The sequence below is a fragment of the Kitasatospora sp. NPDC058243 genome, from assembly GCF_042882025.1.
Classification (GTDB): Bacteria; Actinomycetota; Actinomycetes; order Streptomycetales; family Streptomycetaceae; genus Kitasatospora.
This window is the reverse complement of sequence record NZ_JBHVWW010000009.1, coordinates 73,730-89,959: the sequence shown is the minus strand read 5'-3', so window position 1 is coordinate 89,959 and position 16,230 is coordinate 73,730. Positions and strand designations below refer to the sequence as shown.

General features: G+C 74.0%; 14 protein-coding genes and 1 riboswitch. Of the genes, 10 read left to right on the top strand and 4 right to left on the bottom strand.

Translation table 11 applies throughout. The annotated features are described in order from the left end of the window. The first annotated feature begins 177 nt into the window (after positions 1 to 177). The 4 genes from ACFVX9_RS09260 (at position 178) to ACFVX9_RS09245 (ending at position 5,335) form a co-directional block, all read left to right on the top strand. A complete protein-coding gene (locus tag ACFVX9_RS09260) occupies positions 178 to 1,212 on the top strand; it encodes an NlpC/P60 family protein (RefSeq protein WP_387981121.1) in 1,035 nt (344 codons plus the stop codon). Between the two features lie 338 nt (positions 1,213 to 1,550). Next, positions 1,551 to 1,700, top strand: a riboswitch (cyclic di-AMP (ydaO/yuaA leader). Positions 1,701 to 1,710: 10 nt separating this feature from the next. Then, entirely contained in the window at positions 1,711 to 2,856 is a 1,146-nt protein-coding gene (locus ACFVX9_RS09255) for an NlpC/P60 family protein (RefSeq protein WP_063347277.1), read from the top strand. Positions 2,857 to 3,083: 227 nt separating this feature from the next. Beyond that, the gene (locus ACFVX9_RS09250) at positions 3,084 to 4,130 is read left to right on the top strand and encodes an NlpC/P60 family protein (protein ID WP_363377768.1); all 1,047 of its coding nucleotides are present in this window, start codon (positions 3,084 to 3,086) and stop codon (positions 4,128 to 4,130) included. Between the two features lie 173 nt (positions 4,131 to 4,303). Continuing rightward, complete coding sequence (locus ACFVX9_RS09245; RefSeq protein ID WP_387981120.1) at positions 4,304 to 5,335, top strand: hypothetical protein; 1,032 nt, start codon at positions 4,304 to 4,306, stop codon at positions 5,333 to 5,335. 13 nt (positions 5,336 to 5,348) lie between these two features. Here the strand turns inward: ACFVX9_RS09245 and ACFVX9_RS09240 are convergent, their stop codons facing one another. Next, the gene (locus ACFVX9_RS09240) at positions 5,349 to 6,788 is read right to left on the bottom strand and encodes a glycosyltransferase 87 family protein (RefSeq protein ID WP_387981119.1); all 1,440 of its coding nucleotides are present in this window, start codon (positions 6,786 to 6,788) and stop codon (positions 5,349 to 5,351) included. A gap of 244 nt (positions 6,789 to 7,032) precedes the next feature. Here ACFVX9_RS09240 and ACFVX9_RS09235 point away from each other — a divergent pair, with 244 nt between their 5' ends. Beyond that, on the top strand, positions 7,033 to 8,169 hold the full coding sequence (locus ACFVX9_RS09235; RefSeq protein ID WP_380482012.1) for a glycosyltransferase family 4 protein: 1,137 nt from the start codon (positions 7,033 to 7,035) through the stop codon (positions 8,167 to 8,169). Positions 8,170 to 8,216: 47 nt separating this feature from the next. On the opposite strand, the gene ACFVX9_RS09230 is transcribed toward ACFVX9_RS09235, so the two are convergent. Next, positions 8,217 to 10,010: a long-chain fatty acid--CoA ligase gene (locus tag ACFVX9_RS09230; protein WP_063347272.1), complete on the bottom strand. Its 1,794-nt coding sequence runs from the start codon at positions 10,008 to 10,010 to the stop codon at positions 8,217 to 8,219. A gap of 325 nt (positions 10,011 to 10,335) precedes the next feature. Between ACFVX9_RS09230 and ACFVX9_RS09225 the strand changes: the two genes are divergently transcribed. The 5 genes from ACFVX9_RS09225 (at position 10,336) to ACFVX9_RS09205 (ending at position 14,480) form a co-directional block, all read left to right on the top strand. Further along, complete coding sequence (locus tag ACFVX9_RS09225; RefSeq protein WP_063347271.1) at positions 10,336 to 10,797, top strand: SRPBCC family protein; 462 nt, start codon at positions 10,336 to 10,338, stop codon at positions 10,795 to 10,797. A gap of 24 nt (positions 10,798 to 10,821) precedes the next feature. Beyond that, on the top strand, positions 10,822 to 11,994 hold the full coding sequence (locus ACFVX9_RS09220) for an ArsA-related P-loop ATPase (protein ID WP_363377758.1): 1,173 nt from the start codon (positions 10,822 to 10,824) through the stop codon (positions 11,992 to 11,994). 85 nt (positions 11,995 to 12,079) lie between these two features. Next, positions 12,080 to 12,457 carry a DUF5304 family protein gene (locus tag ACFVX9_RS09215; protein ID WP_350884427.1) on the top strand — a complete coding sequence of 126 codons (378 nt, stop codon included), beginning with the start codon at positions 12,080 to 12,082 and terminating at the stop codon, positions 12,455 to 12,457. A 193-nt stretch (positions 12,458 to 12,650) separates the two neighbouring features. Next, positions 12,651 to 13,595, top strand: a complete 945-nt coding sequence (locus ACFVX9_RS09210; RefSeq protein WP_063347268.1) for an ROK family glucokinase — start codon at positions 12,651 to 12,653, stop codon at positions 13,593 to 13,595. Positions 13,596 to 13,724: 129 nt separating this feature from the next. After that, positions 13,725 to 14,480, top strand: coding sequence for an endonuclease/exonuclease/phosphatase family protein (locus tag ACFVX9_RS09205; RefSeq protein WP_387981118.1), 756 nt, complete (start codon positions 13,725 to 13,727; stop codon positions 14,478 to 14,480). Here ACFVX9_RS09205 and ACFVX9_RS09200 read toward each other — a convergent pair. Together ACFVX9_RS09200 and ACFVX9_RS09195 are read right to left on the bottom strand one after the other, a co-directional pair. Next, positions 14,477 to 15,268, bottom strand: a complete 792-nt coding sequence (locus ACFVX9_RS09200) for a hypothetical protein (protein ID WP_387981117.1) — start codon at positions 15,266 to 15,268, stop codon at positions 14,477 to 14,479. The two genes, ACFVX9_RS09205 and ACFVX9_RS09200, sit on opposite strands and share 4 nt — an antisense overlap. Next, positions 15,261 to 16,055 carry an alpha/beta fold hydrolase gene (locus tag ACFVX9_RS09195; RefSeq protein ID WP_363377751.1) on the bottom strand — a complete coding sequence of 265 codons (795 nt, stop codon included), beginning with the start codon at positions 16,053 to 16,055 and terminating at the stop codon, positions 15,261 to 15,263. The genes ACFVX9_RS09200 and ACFVX9_RS09195 overlap by 8 nt, the downstream gene beginning before the upstream one ends. Positions 16,056 to 16,230 lie beyond the last annotated feature (175 nt).

The following is a 16,230-nucleotide window of genomic DNA, read 5'->3' as shown; positions in this document are numbered from 1 at the left end:
CTGGTCAGCGCCCGGTTTGCGGCGGTGTGCACATCCGGTGAAGCCTGCGGGGGAAGTGGAGTTCACGCCTTCGGGGGAGTGGCAAAACCCGTGGATCTTCCCTAGGGTGTGGCGTCAAACCTATTTTCCGGATTCTCACCTGATCGGGTGAGGCCGATGGAAGAAGGAGCAATTCCCTTGGCCTCCCACCGCCGTCCCAAGCAGCCGAGCCGCGCCCGGGTCTCCGTGCTCACCGCTGCCGCGGCGACCGCGGTCGCCCTCTCCGCGCAGGTCGCCGCGCACGCCGCGCCCCAGCCCAGCAAGAGCGACGTCAAGGCGCAGATCGACCAGCTCCAGCAGGACCAGGAGCAGGCGGCGGAGAAGTACAACGGCGCCAAGGAGCGGGCCGACCAGCTCCGCAAGCAGTCCGACCAGCTGCAGGACAAGGTGGCCCGCAGCCAGGACGAGATGACCCAGCTCCAGACCGGCCTGGCCGGCGTGGCGGGCGAGCAGTACCGCACCGGCGGCATCGACCCGTCCGTCCAGCTGATGCTCTCCTCGGACCCGTCCGGCTACCTGGAGAAGGCGTCCAGCGCCCAGCAGGCCAGTGCCAGCGAGTCCGAGGCGCTCAAGGCGCTGCTGGACCAGCAGCGCCGGCTGGACCAGGAGAAGTCCGAGGCCGCCGCCGTCCTGGCCTCGCTCGACTCCACCACCAAGGACCTGAACCAGGCCAAGACGGACGTCAACCAGAAGCTCAAGGCCGCGCAGGACCTGCTGAACTCGCTCAGCGCCTCCGACCGCGCCGCGCTGCGGGCCCAGCAGCAGCAGGACGACCGCGCCTCGCGCGGCAGCGACCGCGCCGACCTCGGCAGCCTCCCGCAGGCCGGCGGCTACGCGGGCGTGGCCGTCGCCAAGGCGATGAGCAAGCAGGGCTCGCCGTACGTGTGGGGCGCCACCGGCTCGACCACCTTCGACTGCTCGGGCCTGATGGTCTGGGCGTACGGCCAGGCCGGCGTCTCGCTGCCGCGTACCTCGCAGGAGCAGGGCAACGTCGGCACCAAGGTCACGCTGGACCAGGCCCAGCCGGGCGACCTGGTCATCTACGGCCCCGACCGGCACCACGTCGGGATGTACATCGGCAACGGCATGGTGGTGCACGCGCCGCACACCGGCGACGTGGTGAAGGTGATGAAGGTCGACGCGATGCCGATCAACACGATCCGCCGGGTCTGACGGTCCGACACGCCCGAAGGGCCCCGTCCGGGCCTGTGATCCACGCCACCCTCCGGCCGGGGGTGGCGTTCGGGTTTTGTCCGCCGCGCGAGTCCCCGGTGAAGACTGATCAGCTTTGCGTACGGCGGTGATCACTATGTGTCATATTCACAAAAGAACTTTGGTCTTCTTCCGTCTTTTTTCTGACAAGGATTTGAACGGATCACGGTTCAGTTACTAGGGTCGTGCCCCGAACCACCGCACTCCCGATCGCCCAGCCAGGGTGACGGCGGTGGTTTCCGTCGAGTTCGTGACGCAGCGGGGCGGGCCCAGTGCCTGCCCGACGGGGAGCCCAGCAGTCGGGGGTGCTGTCGAACGGAGCCGGGGAACCACGTTCCTCCGGGGTGAATCGGCGCCAGGTCGGCCGGTGGAACGGCCGTGAGGCGTCGTAGGGCACGCTTCCGGCCCGAACCCGTCAGCTCACCCGGTAGACGGCGTAGGAAGAAGGAGTCCGCCTTCGTGGCGTCCCATCGTCGTCCCAAGCCCGCTAGTCGCACCCGGGTCTCGATCATGACCGGCTTCGCCGCCGCGGCCGTCGCGCTGTCCGCGCAGTCCGGCGCCCACGCCGACCCGCAGCCGACCAAGGACCAGGTCAAGGAGCAGGTCGACCAGCTCAACGAGCAGGCCGAGGTCGCGACCGAGAAGCTCAACGCCGCCCAGGAGAAGCAGCAGCAGCTGCAGAAGCAGGTCACCGACCTCCAGGACCAGGTGGCGCGGCAGCAGGGGCAGGTGACCGACCTTCAGGGCGGCCTGGCCGAGATCGCCGGCGAGCAGTACCGCAACGGCGGCATATCGCAGACCGTCCAGCTGATGTTCTCCGCCAGCCCGGACACCTTCCTGAGCCAGGCCGACACGCTGAACCAGGCCGGCGGCACCCAGAAGGGCCAGCTCAAGCAGCTCCAGGACGAGCAGCGCAAGCTCGACCAGGTGCGCTCCGAGGCCCAGGGCAAGCTCGCCGAGATGGAGACCACCACCCAGCAGCTGAAGAGCGCCAAGGACGAGGTCCAGGGCAAGCTCAAGGCCGCGCAGGACCTCTTCAACACCCTGTCCGAGCAGGAGCGCCAGGCGATCCGCGCGGCCGAGGAGAAGGCCGCCGCCGAGGCCAAGGCGAAGGCCGACGCCGCCGCGAAGGCCGCCCAGCAGCAGGCGGCGGCCCAGCAGGCCGCCGACCGCTCCTCCCGCGACAACAGCCGCACCGACCTGAGCGCGTCGCAGGCCCCCGCCGCGCCGGTCACCAAGCCGAGCGCCGGCAGCTCGCGCGGCGCCGCGGCGCTGTCCATCGCCGCCTCCAAGATCGGCAGCCCGTACGTCTACGGCGCCTCCGGCCCCGGCTCCTTCGACTGCTCGGGCCTGATGGTCTGGGCGTTCAACCAGGTCGACGTGGCGCTGCCGCGCACCTCACAGGAGCAGGCCCACGCCGGTACCCGGATCGGCACCGACCTCTCCCAGGCCCAGCCCGGCGACCTGCTGATCTTCTACGGGGACGCCCACCACGTCGGCATCTACGCCGGCAACGGCCAGGTGCTGCACGCGCCCAAGCCCGGTGCGTCGGTCCGCTACGAGGCGGTCGGCAACATGCCGCTGACCTCCATCGTGCGGGTCTGATCCCCGCGCAGGCCCTCCCAGGCCCGGCCTTCCACCACGGAAGGCCGGGCCTGCGGCTTTTCCGGCGCCTCGGACTGATGTCCGATTACGGGTCAAATATTCGGGTTGGCAGGGGTTTGGACTCGGTTGCCCGGACTCGCTAACGTCTGCCACCGGACTCCGCTTCCAGGGCCGCCCGCGTTGGTGCGGCGGCGGGGCCCCACCGCCGGATCGGAGCCGCTGCCGCCATGCCCGTGCACCGTCGTCCCCAACTGCTCGCCCGTGCGCTGGTGCTGACCGCGGCCGCCACCACCGCCCTGGGCGTGACGGCGGGCGGCAGCGCCCAGGCCGCCCCCGCCGCGCCGGACACGCCCACCCGCAAGGACGTCAAGGCGCAGGTGGAACAGCTCTACGGCGAGGCCGAGCAGGCGTCCGAGAAGTACAACGCCGCCCTGGAGACGCAGCAGCGCCTCCAGGGCGAGACGACCGTCCTCCAGGGCGAGATCGCCGTCGCCCAGGACCAGCTCAACCAGTTGCGCGGCGACCTCGCCACCGTGGCCGGCGCCGAGTACCGCGGCGGCGGCATGGCCCAGACCGTCCAGCTGATGCTCTCCACCGACCCGGAGGGCTACCTGTCCCGGGCCCGCACCCTCGATCAGGCCGCCGAGCGGCAGCAGGAGACCCTGCACGAACTGGCCACCCGCCAGCGCCGACTCGACCAGCGCCGCACCGAGACCGCCGGCAAGCTCGCCGAACTCGACCAGGCCCGCCGCTCGCTCGCCGACAGCAAGCAGCAGATCCAGCAGCGGCTCACCAAGGCCCAGCGGCTGCTGAACAGCCTGGGCGTCGCCGAGCGGGCCCGGATGGCCGCCCAGGACGCCCAGGAGGCCGAGCAACGCGCCACCCGGGGCACCGACCGGCTGGACCTCGGCACGGCCCCGCCCGCCTCCGAGCGCGGGGCGGCCGCACTGGCCGCCGCGGTGCGGATGATCGGCTCGCCCTACCTCTACGGATCCACCGGGCCCCGCGCCTTCGACTGCTCCGGTCTGATGTACTACAGCTGGCGGCAGGCCGGAGTGACCCTGCCGCGCACCTCGCAGGCCCAGGCGTACGCCGGGCAGCGGGTCAGCCTCTCCGAAGCGCGGCCGGGAGACCTGGTGATCTTCTACCGGGACATGCACCACGTCGGGATGTACGCCGGCGGCGGGGTGATCGTGCACGCCCCCTACCCGGGCGCCAGGGTCCGCTACGAGAGCGTCAACGCGATGCCGGTCGCGGGGGTGGTCCGGCTCTGAGCCCGGCACCGTCCGACCCCGACGCCCCCCACCCGATAGGCGGCGCCCGCCGGACGCTGTCCCGGCGCGGTGCGCTGCTGCTCGCGGCCGGCGGGCTGGCCCAGCTGTCGCTGCCGCCGGCCGCCCCGGCGGCCCCCTCGGCGGCCGGGTGGGCGGCGGACCGGCGGGCCGAGGTGGCCGCGCTGCTGGACGCGCGGGCCCGGGCGCTGCCCTCCTGGTCCGGGCCGGCGGCGATCGAGGCCGGCTACCGCAACCTGGTGCTCGGCGCGGACGCCGGGCCGGAGCGGCTCACGGCCGCCGCCGACCTGGCGGTCCGGATCACCGGGTACGACGACTATCCGGTGGTGTACCCGCGCCGGATCGACCTGGTCCGGGCCGGCGGCAGCTGGCGGGTCGACCGGGAGGAGAGCGCGAGCGGGCCCCCGGCGCTCTGGGACCTCGGCTCCGCCCGCTCCGCGGCGGGCGCGCACTGCCTGGTGCTCGGCTTGGCCGACGGGCCCGACCCGGCCGGCCTGGTCGCGGTGGCCGACCGGGCCGTGCCCGCCGTGAGCGAGGTCTGGGGCACCGGCTGGGCGGGCCGCCTGCTGCTCGAAGTGCCCGCCACCGCAGAGCAGTTCGCCCGGCTGCTGGAGGTCGACCCGGCGGGCTGGACGGGCATGGCGGCGGTCACCTCGGCCGCCGCCGGCGCGCCCTGGCACACCCCCGCCGACCGGGTGCTGGTCAACCCCGGGACGTTCGGGCGGCTCAGCGACTTCGGCCGGCAGGTGGTCGTCACCCACGAGGCCACCCACGTCGCGACCAGGGCCGACACCCGGGCCTGGACACCGCTCTGGCTCTCCGAGGGCGTCGCCGACTGGACCGCCTACCGGGGCTCCGGCCGGCGCCCGCAGCAGATCGCCCCCGAGCTGGCCCGGGACGTCGCCGCCGGCCGGCTGCCCGCCGCGCTGCCCGCCGACCGGGACTTCACCGCGGGCGCCGACGGCATCGCCCAGGCCTACGAGCAGGCCTGGCTCGCCTGCGAGCTGATCGCCCGGCGCTACGGGCCCGAGCGGCTCGTGGCGTTCTACCGGGCGGTCGGCGCGGCCGACGGGCAGGGGGAGGACCGGGACCGCCGGCTCGACCGGCTGCTCCGGGCCGGACCGGGCGTCGGCCTGGCCGAGTTCACCCGGCTCTGGCTGGCCGAGGTGGCCGCGCTGCGCGATTGACGGCGCGCGTCGTTCAGCGCCGCTGCCTGGCCGGGGTGCCGGGCCGCTGCCTGGCCGGGGTGCCGGGCCGGTCGATGCCGTCCAGCAGGTCCTGCTCGTAGGCGATGCCGGGGCGCACCGGGTAGGCGCCGGCGGGCACCGCCTCGGGCTTGGCCAGCACCACCGTCGCCGGGAGCTGTGCCGGGCCGCGGGTGGCGCGCCAGAGCCGGATGCAGGAGAGCACGGTGGCGGCCAGCAGCAGCAGGTTGCGCAGGCTGAGCACGGTGACGCCCCAGGGCTCGCTGGCGAGGATCCGGCTGAACATCAGCGGGAACTCGGCCAGCGTCAGCGGGCAGGCGAGCAGGATCAGCAGGGCCACCGGCCGCTGGCTGCTGCCGCGCACGGTCAGGCAGACCGCGGCGACGCCGATCAGCCAGACCAGGTACTGCGGGCTGATCACCCGGCTGGTGACGGTGAAGATGAGCAGCGCGCTGAGCGCCGCGTCGTACATGGTGGCCGCGTTGCGGCGCTTGGCGGTGAAGCGCCAGAGCAGCAGCCAGGCGAAGCCCAGCACGGTGCCGGCCATCATCACCTTGCTGATCACGGGGACCCACGGCCCGAGCATCTCCGGGGAGCCGTAGTTCATGGTGACCTTGCCGTCCCAGGCGTCCGCGAGCCGGGCGAAGTGCAGCGGCAGCGCGCCGAGCGACTCCACCTCGATGCCGCGCTCCTTCTGGAAGGCGAGGAAGCCGAAGGCGCCGTTCATCCCGGCCGCGAGCAGGAAGCCCACCGAGACGGCGGTGGCCGCGGCCAGCGTCCAGGCGCGGCGGGTGCGGCGGCCGGAGGGGGTGCCGATCAGGGCGAGCAGCGGCCAGATCTTGATGATCCCGCCCAGGCCGAGCAGCATCCCGCCGATCGCCGGGCGGCGGATCAGCGCCAGCAGGCCGGCCAGGGCGATCGCGGTGACGATGATGTCCAGCCGGTTGTAGACCATCGGGCCGAGCAGCGGCACGGCCACCACCCACATCCAGGCGCCGGTCAGTGCCCGGCCCCGGCGCAGTCCGGTGCGGACCAGCAGGGCGGTGGCGGCGACGTCGGCGATCCCGCAGATCACCCAGAAGGAGACCAGGTACGACCAGGGCAGCAGGCCCGGCAGCAGGATCACCAGGGCCGCGCCGGGCGGGTACTGCCAGGTCACGTCGTCGAACGGGAAGGTGCCGGTCTGCAGGACGCCGTACCAGGCGTGGTAGATCATCCAGACGTCGGCGGTGATGTCCCCGCCGAGCCCCTTGACCACGCCGGTCATCAGCAGCACCAGCACCGTCCGGGTGGCCAGCCAGGTGGCGCCGAGTGCGGCGAGCGCCCCGAACGGGCGGCCGGGGGCACGGGCCGGCTCCTGCCGGGCGGCCGGCGTCGGGCCGGGGCCGGCGGCGCCGCTGGGTGTACCGGACTCGGTGGCCGGGGCCAACTCCACTGCGCTCCCTCGTTCGTCTCGGACGTCCCACCGGAGGCGCCGCGCGACGGACGCCCGGGCGGTCGGAGGGGCGGGCACGGCACGCTGGGCCGGGCCGCCACCGGCCGCCTAGGTTCTAGGACTGACCCGGGGGTGAAACGGTTGCCGTGCGCGGATCCGTTCCCGGCGGGTCATGGTGTTGACCTATCGTACGGATCACCCAGCGGTACACCGCGCACCCCCCGACAAGCGAGCCGTGGCCTGAATGCACCGAACCTTGATCGTCACCAACGACTTCCCGCCCCGCCCCGGCGGCATCCAGGCCTTCGTGCACAACATGGCTGTACGTCAGCCCGCCGGGAGCATCGTGGTGTACGCCTCGACCTGGCGGGACGGCACCGAGGTGGCCCGCTTCGACGCCGAGCAGCCGTTCCCGGTGATCCGGGACCGGACGAAGGTGATGGTTCCCACACCGCGGGTCACCCGGCGGGCCGCCGAGATCCTGCGGGCGGAGAAGTGCGACTCGGTCTGGTTCGGCGCCGCCGCCCCGCTCGGGCTGATGGCGCCCGCGCTGCGTCGGGCCGGTGCGGCGCGGCTGCTCGGCATGACCCACGGGCACGAGGCCGCCTGGGCCCAGCTGCCGGCCGCCCGGCAGCTGCTGCGGCGGATCGGCGCGGGCACCGACGTGCTGACCTACCTGGGGGAGTACACCCGGTCCCGGATCGCGGGCGCGGTCGGGCCGCAGGCCGCGGCCCGGATGGTGCAGCTGCCGCCGGGCGTGGACGAGACGACCTTCCACCCGGGCTCGGGGGGCGCCGAGGTGCGTCGACGGCTCGGGCTGGCGGACCGGCCGGTGGTGGTCTGCGTCTCCCGGCTGGTGCCGCGCAAGGGGCAGGACACGCTGATCGAGGCGATGCCGCAGATCCTCGCCGACGTGCCGGACGCCGTGCTGCTGATCGTCGGCGGCGGCCCGTACCGGGCGGACCTGGAGAAGCTGGCCGATGCCAGGGGAGTCCGGGCCTCGGTGCGCTTCACCGGCTCGGTGCCGTGGGAGGAGCTGCCCGCCCACTACGGGGCCGGGGACGTCTTCGCGATGCCCTGCCGGACCAGGCGCGGGGGGCTGGACGTCGAGGGCCTGGGCATCGTCTACCTGGAGGCCTCGGCGACCGGTCTGCCGGTGGTCGCGGGCGACTCCGGCGGCGCGCCGGACGCGGTGCTGGAGGGCGAGACCGGGTACGTGGTGCCGGGCGGCTCGGCCGCCGCGGCCGCCGAGCGGATCGTCCGGCTGCTGGGCGACGAGGAGCTGCGGCGGCGGATGGGCGAGGCCGGGCGGCGCTGGGTGGAGCGCTCCTGGCGCTGGGACCTGCTGGCCGGGCGGCTGACCTCGCTGCTGGAGGCCTAGGTACGTGAGCGGGCCCCGTCTCCTTCCGCGGAGGCGGGGCCCTGCGGCTACTTCTGGTAGATCGCCTCGATGTCGGCGGCGAAGTCCTTCAGCACGAGGTTGCGCTTGAGCTTGAGGGAGGGCGTCAGGTGGCCGCTCTCCTCGGAGAACTCGGTGTCCAGCAGGCGGAACTTCTTGACCGCCTCGGCGTGCGAGACGGCCGCGTTGCCGTCGTCCACCGCGGCCTGGAGGGCGGCCAGCAGGTCCGGGTCCTGGCTCAGCTCGGCCACCGTGGCGGTGGCGGGCTTGCCGTTGAGCTCCTTCCACTTGGGGAAGAAGTCCGGGTCGACGGTGACCAGGCAGGCCACGAAGGGCTTGCGGTCGCCGACCACCATGACCTCGCCGACCAGCGCGTGCGCCCGGATGCGGTCCTCGATCACGGCCGGGGCGACGTTCTTGCCGCCCGCGGTGACGATGATCTCCTTCTTGCGGCCGGTGATGGTCAGGTAGCCCTCGGAGTCCAGCGAGCCGAGGTCGCCGGTGGCGATCCAGCCGTCCTTGAGGGTGTCGGCGGTGGCCTGCGGGTTGTTCCAGTAGCCGGTGAAGACGTGCGGGCCCTTGAAGAAGACCTCGCCGTCCTCGGCGATCCGCACCGAGGCGCCGGGGACCGGCTGGCCGACCGTGCCGATCTTCGGTTTGTCCCACGGGTTGAAGGCGGTGGCCGCGCAGGTCTCGGTCAGGCCGTAGCCCTCCAGGACGGTGAAGCCGATGCCCCGGTAGAAGTGGCCCAGCCGCTCGCCGAGCGGGGCGCCGCCGGAGATGGCGTGGGTGGCCCGGCCGCCGAGGGCGGCGCGCAGCTTGCTGTAGACCAGCTTGTCGAAGACCGCGTGCTTGATCCGCAGGACCAGGCCCGCGCCGCCGGCGTCCAGCGCCCGGCTGTAGGCGATCGCGGTGTCGGCGGCCTTGTCGAAGATCTTGCCCTTGCCGTCGGCCTGGGCCTTGGCGCGGGCGGTGTTGTAGACCTTCTCGAAGACTCTCGGCACGCCCAGGATCAGGCTCGGCTTGAAGGCGGCCAGCTCGGCGGTGACGTCCCTGATGTCGGAGACGTGGCCCAGCTTGATCGGCGCCATCGCGGTGGCGATCTCGGCGATCCGGCCGAGCACGTGGGCCAGCGGCAGGAACAGCAGGACGGAGCTGTCGCCGGTGCGGAACAGCGGGGCCAGGCGTTCCACCACGTTGCCGCACTCGGCGAGGAAGTTGGCGTGCGTCAGCTGACAGCCCTTCGGGCGGCCGGTGGTGCCCGAGGTGTAGACGATGGTGGCGATCGAGTCGGCGGTCGCGGTCGAGCGGCGCTCCTGCACCGTCTCGTCCGGGACGTCCTTCCCGGCCTCGGCCAGCGCGGCGATCGCGCCGCCCTCGATCTGCCAGGTGTGCTTCAGCCCGGTCAGCCGGCCGCGGACCTCGTCGACGACCTTGACGTGCTGGTCGGTCTCGGTGACGACGGCGACCGCGCCGGAGTCGCCGAGGATCCACTCGACCTGCTCGGCGGAGGAAGTCTCGTACACCGGGACGGTGATCGCGCCGGCCGTCCAGATCGCGAAGTCCAGCAGCGTCCACTCGTACCGGGTGCGGGACATGACGCCCACCCGGTCGCCCGGCTCGATGCCCGCGGCGATCAGGCCCTTGGCGGCGGCGTGCACCTCGGCCAGGAACTGCACCGCGGTCAACTCCTGCCAGCGGCCGTCCACCTTACGGCTGAGCACCGCGACATCCGGGTGCTCCGCTGCGTTCCGGTGCACAGGGTCGGAGAGATTACCGCCGCTGGGTACCTGGTAGAGAGCCGGAAGGCTGAAGTCGAGCAAGACTGCTCCTCGTTCGCGACGCTGCGGGACGGCAGGACGTTACTGCCCGGTAGGCAGCTTCGACCAGGGGGGTCGGCTCCGGTGTTCGAAGTGTCACACCCGGCCGGGTCCGACCAGGCCGTGACCGGGTCGTTCGAATGGCACCCTACGACAGCCCCGAGGTGACCGGCCGGTAGCATGCCCCGCCGACCGGCGCCGGGCCCCCGCCGAGCCGCGGCCCGCGCGGCCGAGCCGATCGCCGGTCGCGGTAGCCTGCTCCGGGCGGACAAGGCCGAGCACGCTCGACCGGACCGGCAGGCAGAGGGACGACGCGGAGGGCCATTCCATGGCGGAGCACACCAGGTCGAGCATCACCATCGACGCGACCCCGGCCACGGTCATGGCCGTGATCGCCGACTTCGCCGCCTACCCGGCCTGGACCGGCGAGGTCAAGGAGGTCGAGGTCCTGGAAGCCGGCGAGAACGGCCGCGCCGCCCAGGTCCGCCTGCTGCTCGACGCCGGTGCCATCCGCGACGAGCACGTCCTCGCCTACACCTGGGACGGCGACCGCGAGGTCGGCTGGACCCTCGTGCGCAGCCAGATGCTCCGCTCGCTGGACGGCTCCTACACCCTCGCCCCGCTCTCCGGCAGCCGCACCGAGGTGACGTACCAGCTCGCCGTGGACGTCAAGATCCCGATGCTCGGCATGATCAAGCGCAAGGCCGAGAAGGTCATCATCGACCGCGCCCTGGCCGGTCTGAAGAAGCGCGTCGAGGACGCCGACGGCAAGAAGCCCGTCCAGGGCTGACGCGGCGGAACGGGGGCCGACGGCATGACGGCGACACGCACCATCCTGGTCAGCGGCGACGCGGGCGCGCCCGTGGTGGCCGCCGCCACCGCCCTGCACGCGGCCCGGCGCGGCCACCGCACCTGGCTGCTGGCCGCCGACGACCCGCACCGCGCCCTGGACGGCGTCCTCGGCACCCGCCTGGAGCCCGAACCGGCCCGCTACGCACCCGGCCTGACCGTCTCCCGGATCGACGAGCAGGCCGCCTTCCGGTACGCCGCCGGCGAGCTCACCAGCCGGCTCAAGCCCGCCCTCGACCTGCTCGGCGCCGAGCAGCTCGACCCCGAGGAGCTGACCGCCCTCCCCGGCATCGCCCGGATCGCCCTGCTGCGCGCCCTGCCCGCCGCCGACCAGGACGTCCTGGTCGTGCTCGCCCCGCCGCCCGCCGAGCTGATCGCCACCCTCGCCCTGCCCGAGCAGTTGGAGCGCTACCTGGACCGGCTCGTCCCCGAGCAGCGGCAGGCGGCCCGGGCGCTGCGCCCGCTGCTGGCCGGCCTGGCCGGCGTGCCGATGCCCGCCGAGTGGCTGTACGAGGGGCGGACCAAGGCCGCCGCGGTGCTCGCCGAGTCCCGCGCCGCGATCGCCGCGCCCGGCACCAGCGTGCGCCTGGTCGTGCCGGCCGACGGCCACCCGTACCAGGAACTGGGCCGGATCCGGGCCGGGTTGGCCCTGCACGGCCACCGGCCGGACGCCGTCGTGGTGCACGGCGTGCTGCCCGAGGGCGCGGCCGACTCGCCGGACCCGTGGCTGGCCGCGCTGGCCCGCCGCCGCCGGGAGGAGCTGGCCGAGCTCGCGGCCGAGACCGACGCCCCGGTGCTGGCCACCGGACTGGCCGAGGCCACCCTGGAGGCCGTCGCCGACCGGCTGTACGGGGACGGGCCCGGCCCGGAGCGGCTGGCCCCCGAGCCCTGGCCGGTCGAGGACCGCCTCGCCGAGGAGGGCCTGCTGGTCTGGCACCTCGCGCTGCCCGGCGCCGACCGGGCCGAGCTGGACCTCGTCCGGCGCGGCGACGAACTGGTGGTCGGCCTCGGTGCCCACCGCCGGGTGCTCACCCTGCCGTCCGCGCTGCGCCGCTGCACGGTGGCCGGCGCGAGCCTGCACGACGGGGCGCTCTCGGTGCGGTTCGCGCCCGACCCGGCGCTCTGGCCCCGGGGCTGAAGCCCTTTCGGGGTCCCTACGGGCTGTCCGGTAGCGTCGGGCCCGAGGGCCGCGGGGTGCGGCCACGGCCGAGGAGGCGCCCGCGATGACCAGCACCGACGACCGGACCGAGCCCACCGCCGAGCCGGGCGGCCCGCAGGCCCACCCGTTCGGGCCGGAGCTGGGCCCGCTGGTGGACGAGGTGCGCAAGCTCGCCTCCGCCGTCGGCCAGAAGGCGCAGGAGGCGAGCGCCGACACCCTGATCACCCTCTCCGGGCTGGCCGACCGGCTGCGCACCCAGCAGCCCGAGGTCTACTCCCACCTCGCCGCCGCCGGCTCCGGACTGGCCGCCGCGGGCACCGAACTGCTGGCCGCCTACCGGGCCGCGGTGGCCGGCCACGAGCACCGCTGGACGGCCGGCGAGGGCGCCGCCACCGAGCGGATCGACCTCGACACGCCTGACGAGGCGTCCGCCAAGCAGTGAATCCGTAACCTTCGAACCGTGATCGCGTTGCTCTGGTGCGTGACGAAGCGGGCGATTAGATACGACTTTTGAAGCGTCACGGCCCGGTTGGTCCATGATTGTCTTCGGTTAATGTATGCGAGGCTGTGTACGGGGGGCAGGGTTGGGCGGTACCGTTCCGCCCAGCGGGAACGAGTGAATAGCTGAGGGACACATGGCTCTGACCATCGGCGTCGATGTCGGCGGGACCAAGATCGCGGCAGGCGTGGTCGACGAGGCGGGCGCGATCCTGGCCCGGACCAGGGTGCCCACCCCGGCCGACCCGCAGTGGGCGGTCGATGCCATCGCGCAGGCCGTGCGCGAGCTCAAGGAGCAGCACCCCGACGTCACCGCCGTCGGCGTCGGCGCCCCCGGCTTCGTGGACAGCAACCGTTCCACGGTGATCTTCGCGCCCAACATCGACTGGGAGAACGAGCCGCTGCGCGGCCGCATCGAGGAGCTCGCCGGCCTGGACACCGTCGTCGAGAACGACGCCAACTGCGCCGCCTGGGCCGAGTTCCGCTTCGGCGCCGCCGCCGACCACCAGGACATGGTGCTGATCACCGTCGGCACCGGCATCGGCGGCGGCATCGTCCTCGACGGCCGGCTGCACCGCGGCCGGTTCGGCGTGGCCGGCGAGATCGGCCACCTCAACATGGTCCCCGACGGCCTGACCTGCGGCTGCGGCGGCAAGGGCTGCTGGGAGCAGTACGGCTCCGGGCGGGCGCTGCGCCGCTACGGCCGGGAGAAGGCCGCCGCCGACCAGGTGCGCGGCCGGCGGATGCTGGAGCTCAACGACGGCGTCGCCGAGACCATCCGCGGCATCCACATCACCGAGGCGGCCGAGGAGGGCGACCCGCTCGCCCTGGAGTGCTACGCCGAACTGGCCGACTGGCTCGGCCGCGGCATGGCCGACCTCGCCGCGCTCTTCGACCCGGGCGTCTTCGTCCTCGGCGGCGGCGTCTCCGACTCCGGCCGCCTGCTGCTCGACCCGGTCGCCAAGGCCTTCGAGCACTACCTCACCGGCGGCATCCACCGCCCGCGCGCCGAGGTCGTGCTGGCCTCGATGGGCTCCGCCGCCGGCATCGTCGGCGCCGCCGACCTGGCCCGCACCGCGTAGCCACCCCCTGAACCCGCCGGCGGCGGTGCGACCGGACCCCGACCAACTCCGGACGCGCCGCCGCCGACGCACGCCCCCGGCCCTGCCGTACGGTCGTCCCACGCACCACGTACGGGGAGGACCAGGACCATGACCACGGCACCCGCCGAACCGCCGCCGCCCGGCCCGCGCCGGTTGCGCCTGCTCAGCTACAACATCCGCTCGCTGCGGGACGACCGGCGGGCGCTGGCCCGGGTGATCCGGGCCTGCGCGCCCGACCTGGTCTGCATCCAGGAGTCACCGCGCTACTGGCGGCCCGAGGGTCAGGCCGCCCGGCTGGCCCGGAGCACCGGGACGGTCGTCCTGGCCGGCGGCGGCCGGACCGCCGCCGGGCCGCTGCTGCTCGGCCGGCCCGGCGCGGCGCAACTGCTGGGCGTGCACGACCGGCTGCTGCCCAAGACCCGCGGCCTGCACGCCCGCGGCTTCGCCACCGCGCTGCTGCGACTGCCCGGAACGGCGCCGTTCACCCTCACCAGCTGCCACCTCAGCCTGGACGCCGACGAGCGGTACGGCCAGTTCGAGCTGCTGCTCGACCAGCTCGGGATCGCCGAACACGGCATCGTGGCAGGGGACTTCAACGAGCACCCGGACGGCAGGGGCTGGCGGCTGCTGGCCGCGCGGCTCCAGGACGGGTACCCGACCGCGCCCTGGGGCGGCGAGTTCACGTCCGTCCCCGAGCGCCCCTACCAGCGGATCGACGCCGTGTTCGCCACGCCCGGGATCACCGTCCTCGGCTGCGGGGTGCCGCACGGGCTGCCCGGCGTCACCGAGGCCGACCTGCGCGCCGCGACCGACCACCTGCCGGTGCTCGCGGTGCTGGAGCTGCCGGAGGCTCCAGCAACCTAGACCACGGCGCCGTTGTCCGGGTCCTCGGGCTCGTCCTCGTCGCGGTCCTTCATCCGGGTCACCAGGGTGACGAAGCCGCCGAGGAAGGCGGTGATCCCGACCCAGGCCGGCCAGCCGGCGATCTCCCGCCACACCACCGCGTCGAACAGCAGCAGGGCGGGGCCGCCGAGCACCGCGAGCCAGGCGAACTTCGCGGTGACGTCGGCCGTCGGCAGCGGCGGGGGCTCCGGCGGGACGTAGTGGTCCTCGTCGGTCTCCTCGGCCAGTTCGAAGTCGCGCGGGCCCGAGCCCGCCGCCGGCATCACCGGCCGACCGGAGCGGGGGCGGGGCTGCGGGGCGAGGTCGGCGAGGTCGTCCGGGTCGGTCCGGGAGCCGGGGGCGTCCTTGAAGCCGCCCTTCAGCTCGCTCTGGGCCCGGAGGTTCTCGACCTCCGGCCAGTTGGGGTTGGTGAGGTCCACGGGGTCGTCGAACTGGGCGACCAGGGCGGCGAAGATCTCGTCCTGCTCGGCCTGGCTGCGCTCGGGGGCGCGCCGGGTGCGGGGCTCCGCGGGCGCGGTGGCGTCCGGTTCGGCCGGGCGCCGGTCGGCGGCCGGTGCTTCGGCGGCCTCCGCGGCCGGGGCGGTGACGCCGTCCGCCCCCGGACGGTCCGCCGGGGCGCCGCTGTGCGCGGTGCCGTCCTTCGCCGTGCTGTCCTTCGCCGTGCTGTCCTTCGCTGTGCCGTCCTCGCGGGGTGCCTCGTCCCCGCCGCCCGCCGTGCTGCTCTCGTGCACTTCCGGCCCTTCAGCCATGGTGATCGTCGGATTCGACCCCGGTGACGCCCACCGCGTGCGCGGGGGCCAGCCGTCGGATGAAGTCCTGGCTGGCCGCGAATATTTCCGCCGCGTCGTGGTCCAGCGTCGCGACGTGGAAGCTGCGCTGGCACAGCCGCTCCGTCACGTCGGTCGAGGATATCCGGGCCAGCACCAGTTCCGAGTTGGCCGGCGAGACGACGTGGTCCTGCGGACTGCGGAAGAGCAGCACCGGCTGGGTCACCTGCGGCAGCCGCCGTTGGACGTCCCGCCACAGCCGGCCCAGCGACCAGGCGGCGTTCAGCGGCGTCCGGTCGTAGCCCAGCTCGACCGTGCCGGGCTTGGCGATGTCGTCGGCGATCCCGGGCACGCTCGGCACGAGGTGCCGCAGCACCGGCAGCAGCACACTCGCAGGGTTGTCCGAGCGCACCGACGGGTTGACCAGCACCAGCCCGGACACCGCCGGACCGTGCAGCGCGGCCAGCCGCAGCGCCAGCGCGCCGCCCATCGACAGCGCGCAGACGAAGACCTGCTCGCACTCGGCGGAGAGCGTCAGCAGTTCGTGCTCGACCTCGGCGTACCAGTCCTCCCAGCGGGTGACCTGCATGTCCCGCCACCGGGTGCCGTGCCCGGGCAGCAGCGGCAGCGACACGCTGAACCCGGCCGCCGCCAGTTCCTCCGCCCAGGGCCGCAGCGACTGCGGCGATCCGGTGAAGCCGTGGCACAGCAGCACCCCCACCGGTCCGCCGCGGTGGCGGTACGGTTCGGCACCGGGCAGCAACGGCATGGCGGACTCCTTCGCGGGCGGGTGGCGCTGGGGGAGGGACGCTGGAGGGGAGGCTGCGGGAATCCGCATCGTCCCACGGCCCCGCCCGGGACGTACACCCCTCATGGCGGCCTCCGCGCGGGCCGCGCGCCCCTCGCGGAGGCCCCCGTGCGAGTGCCTGCGGGAGTCCGGCGGC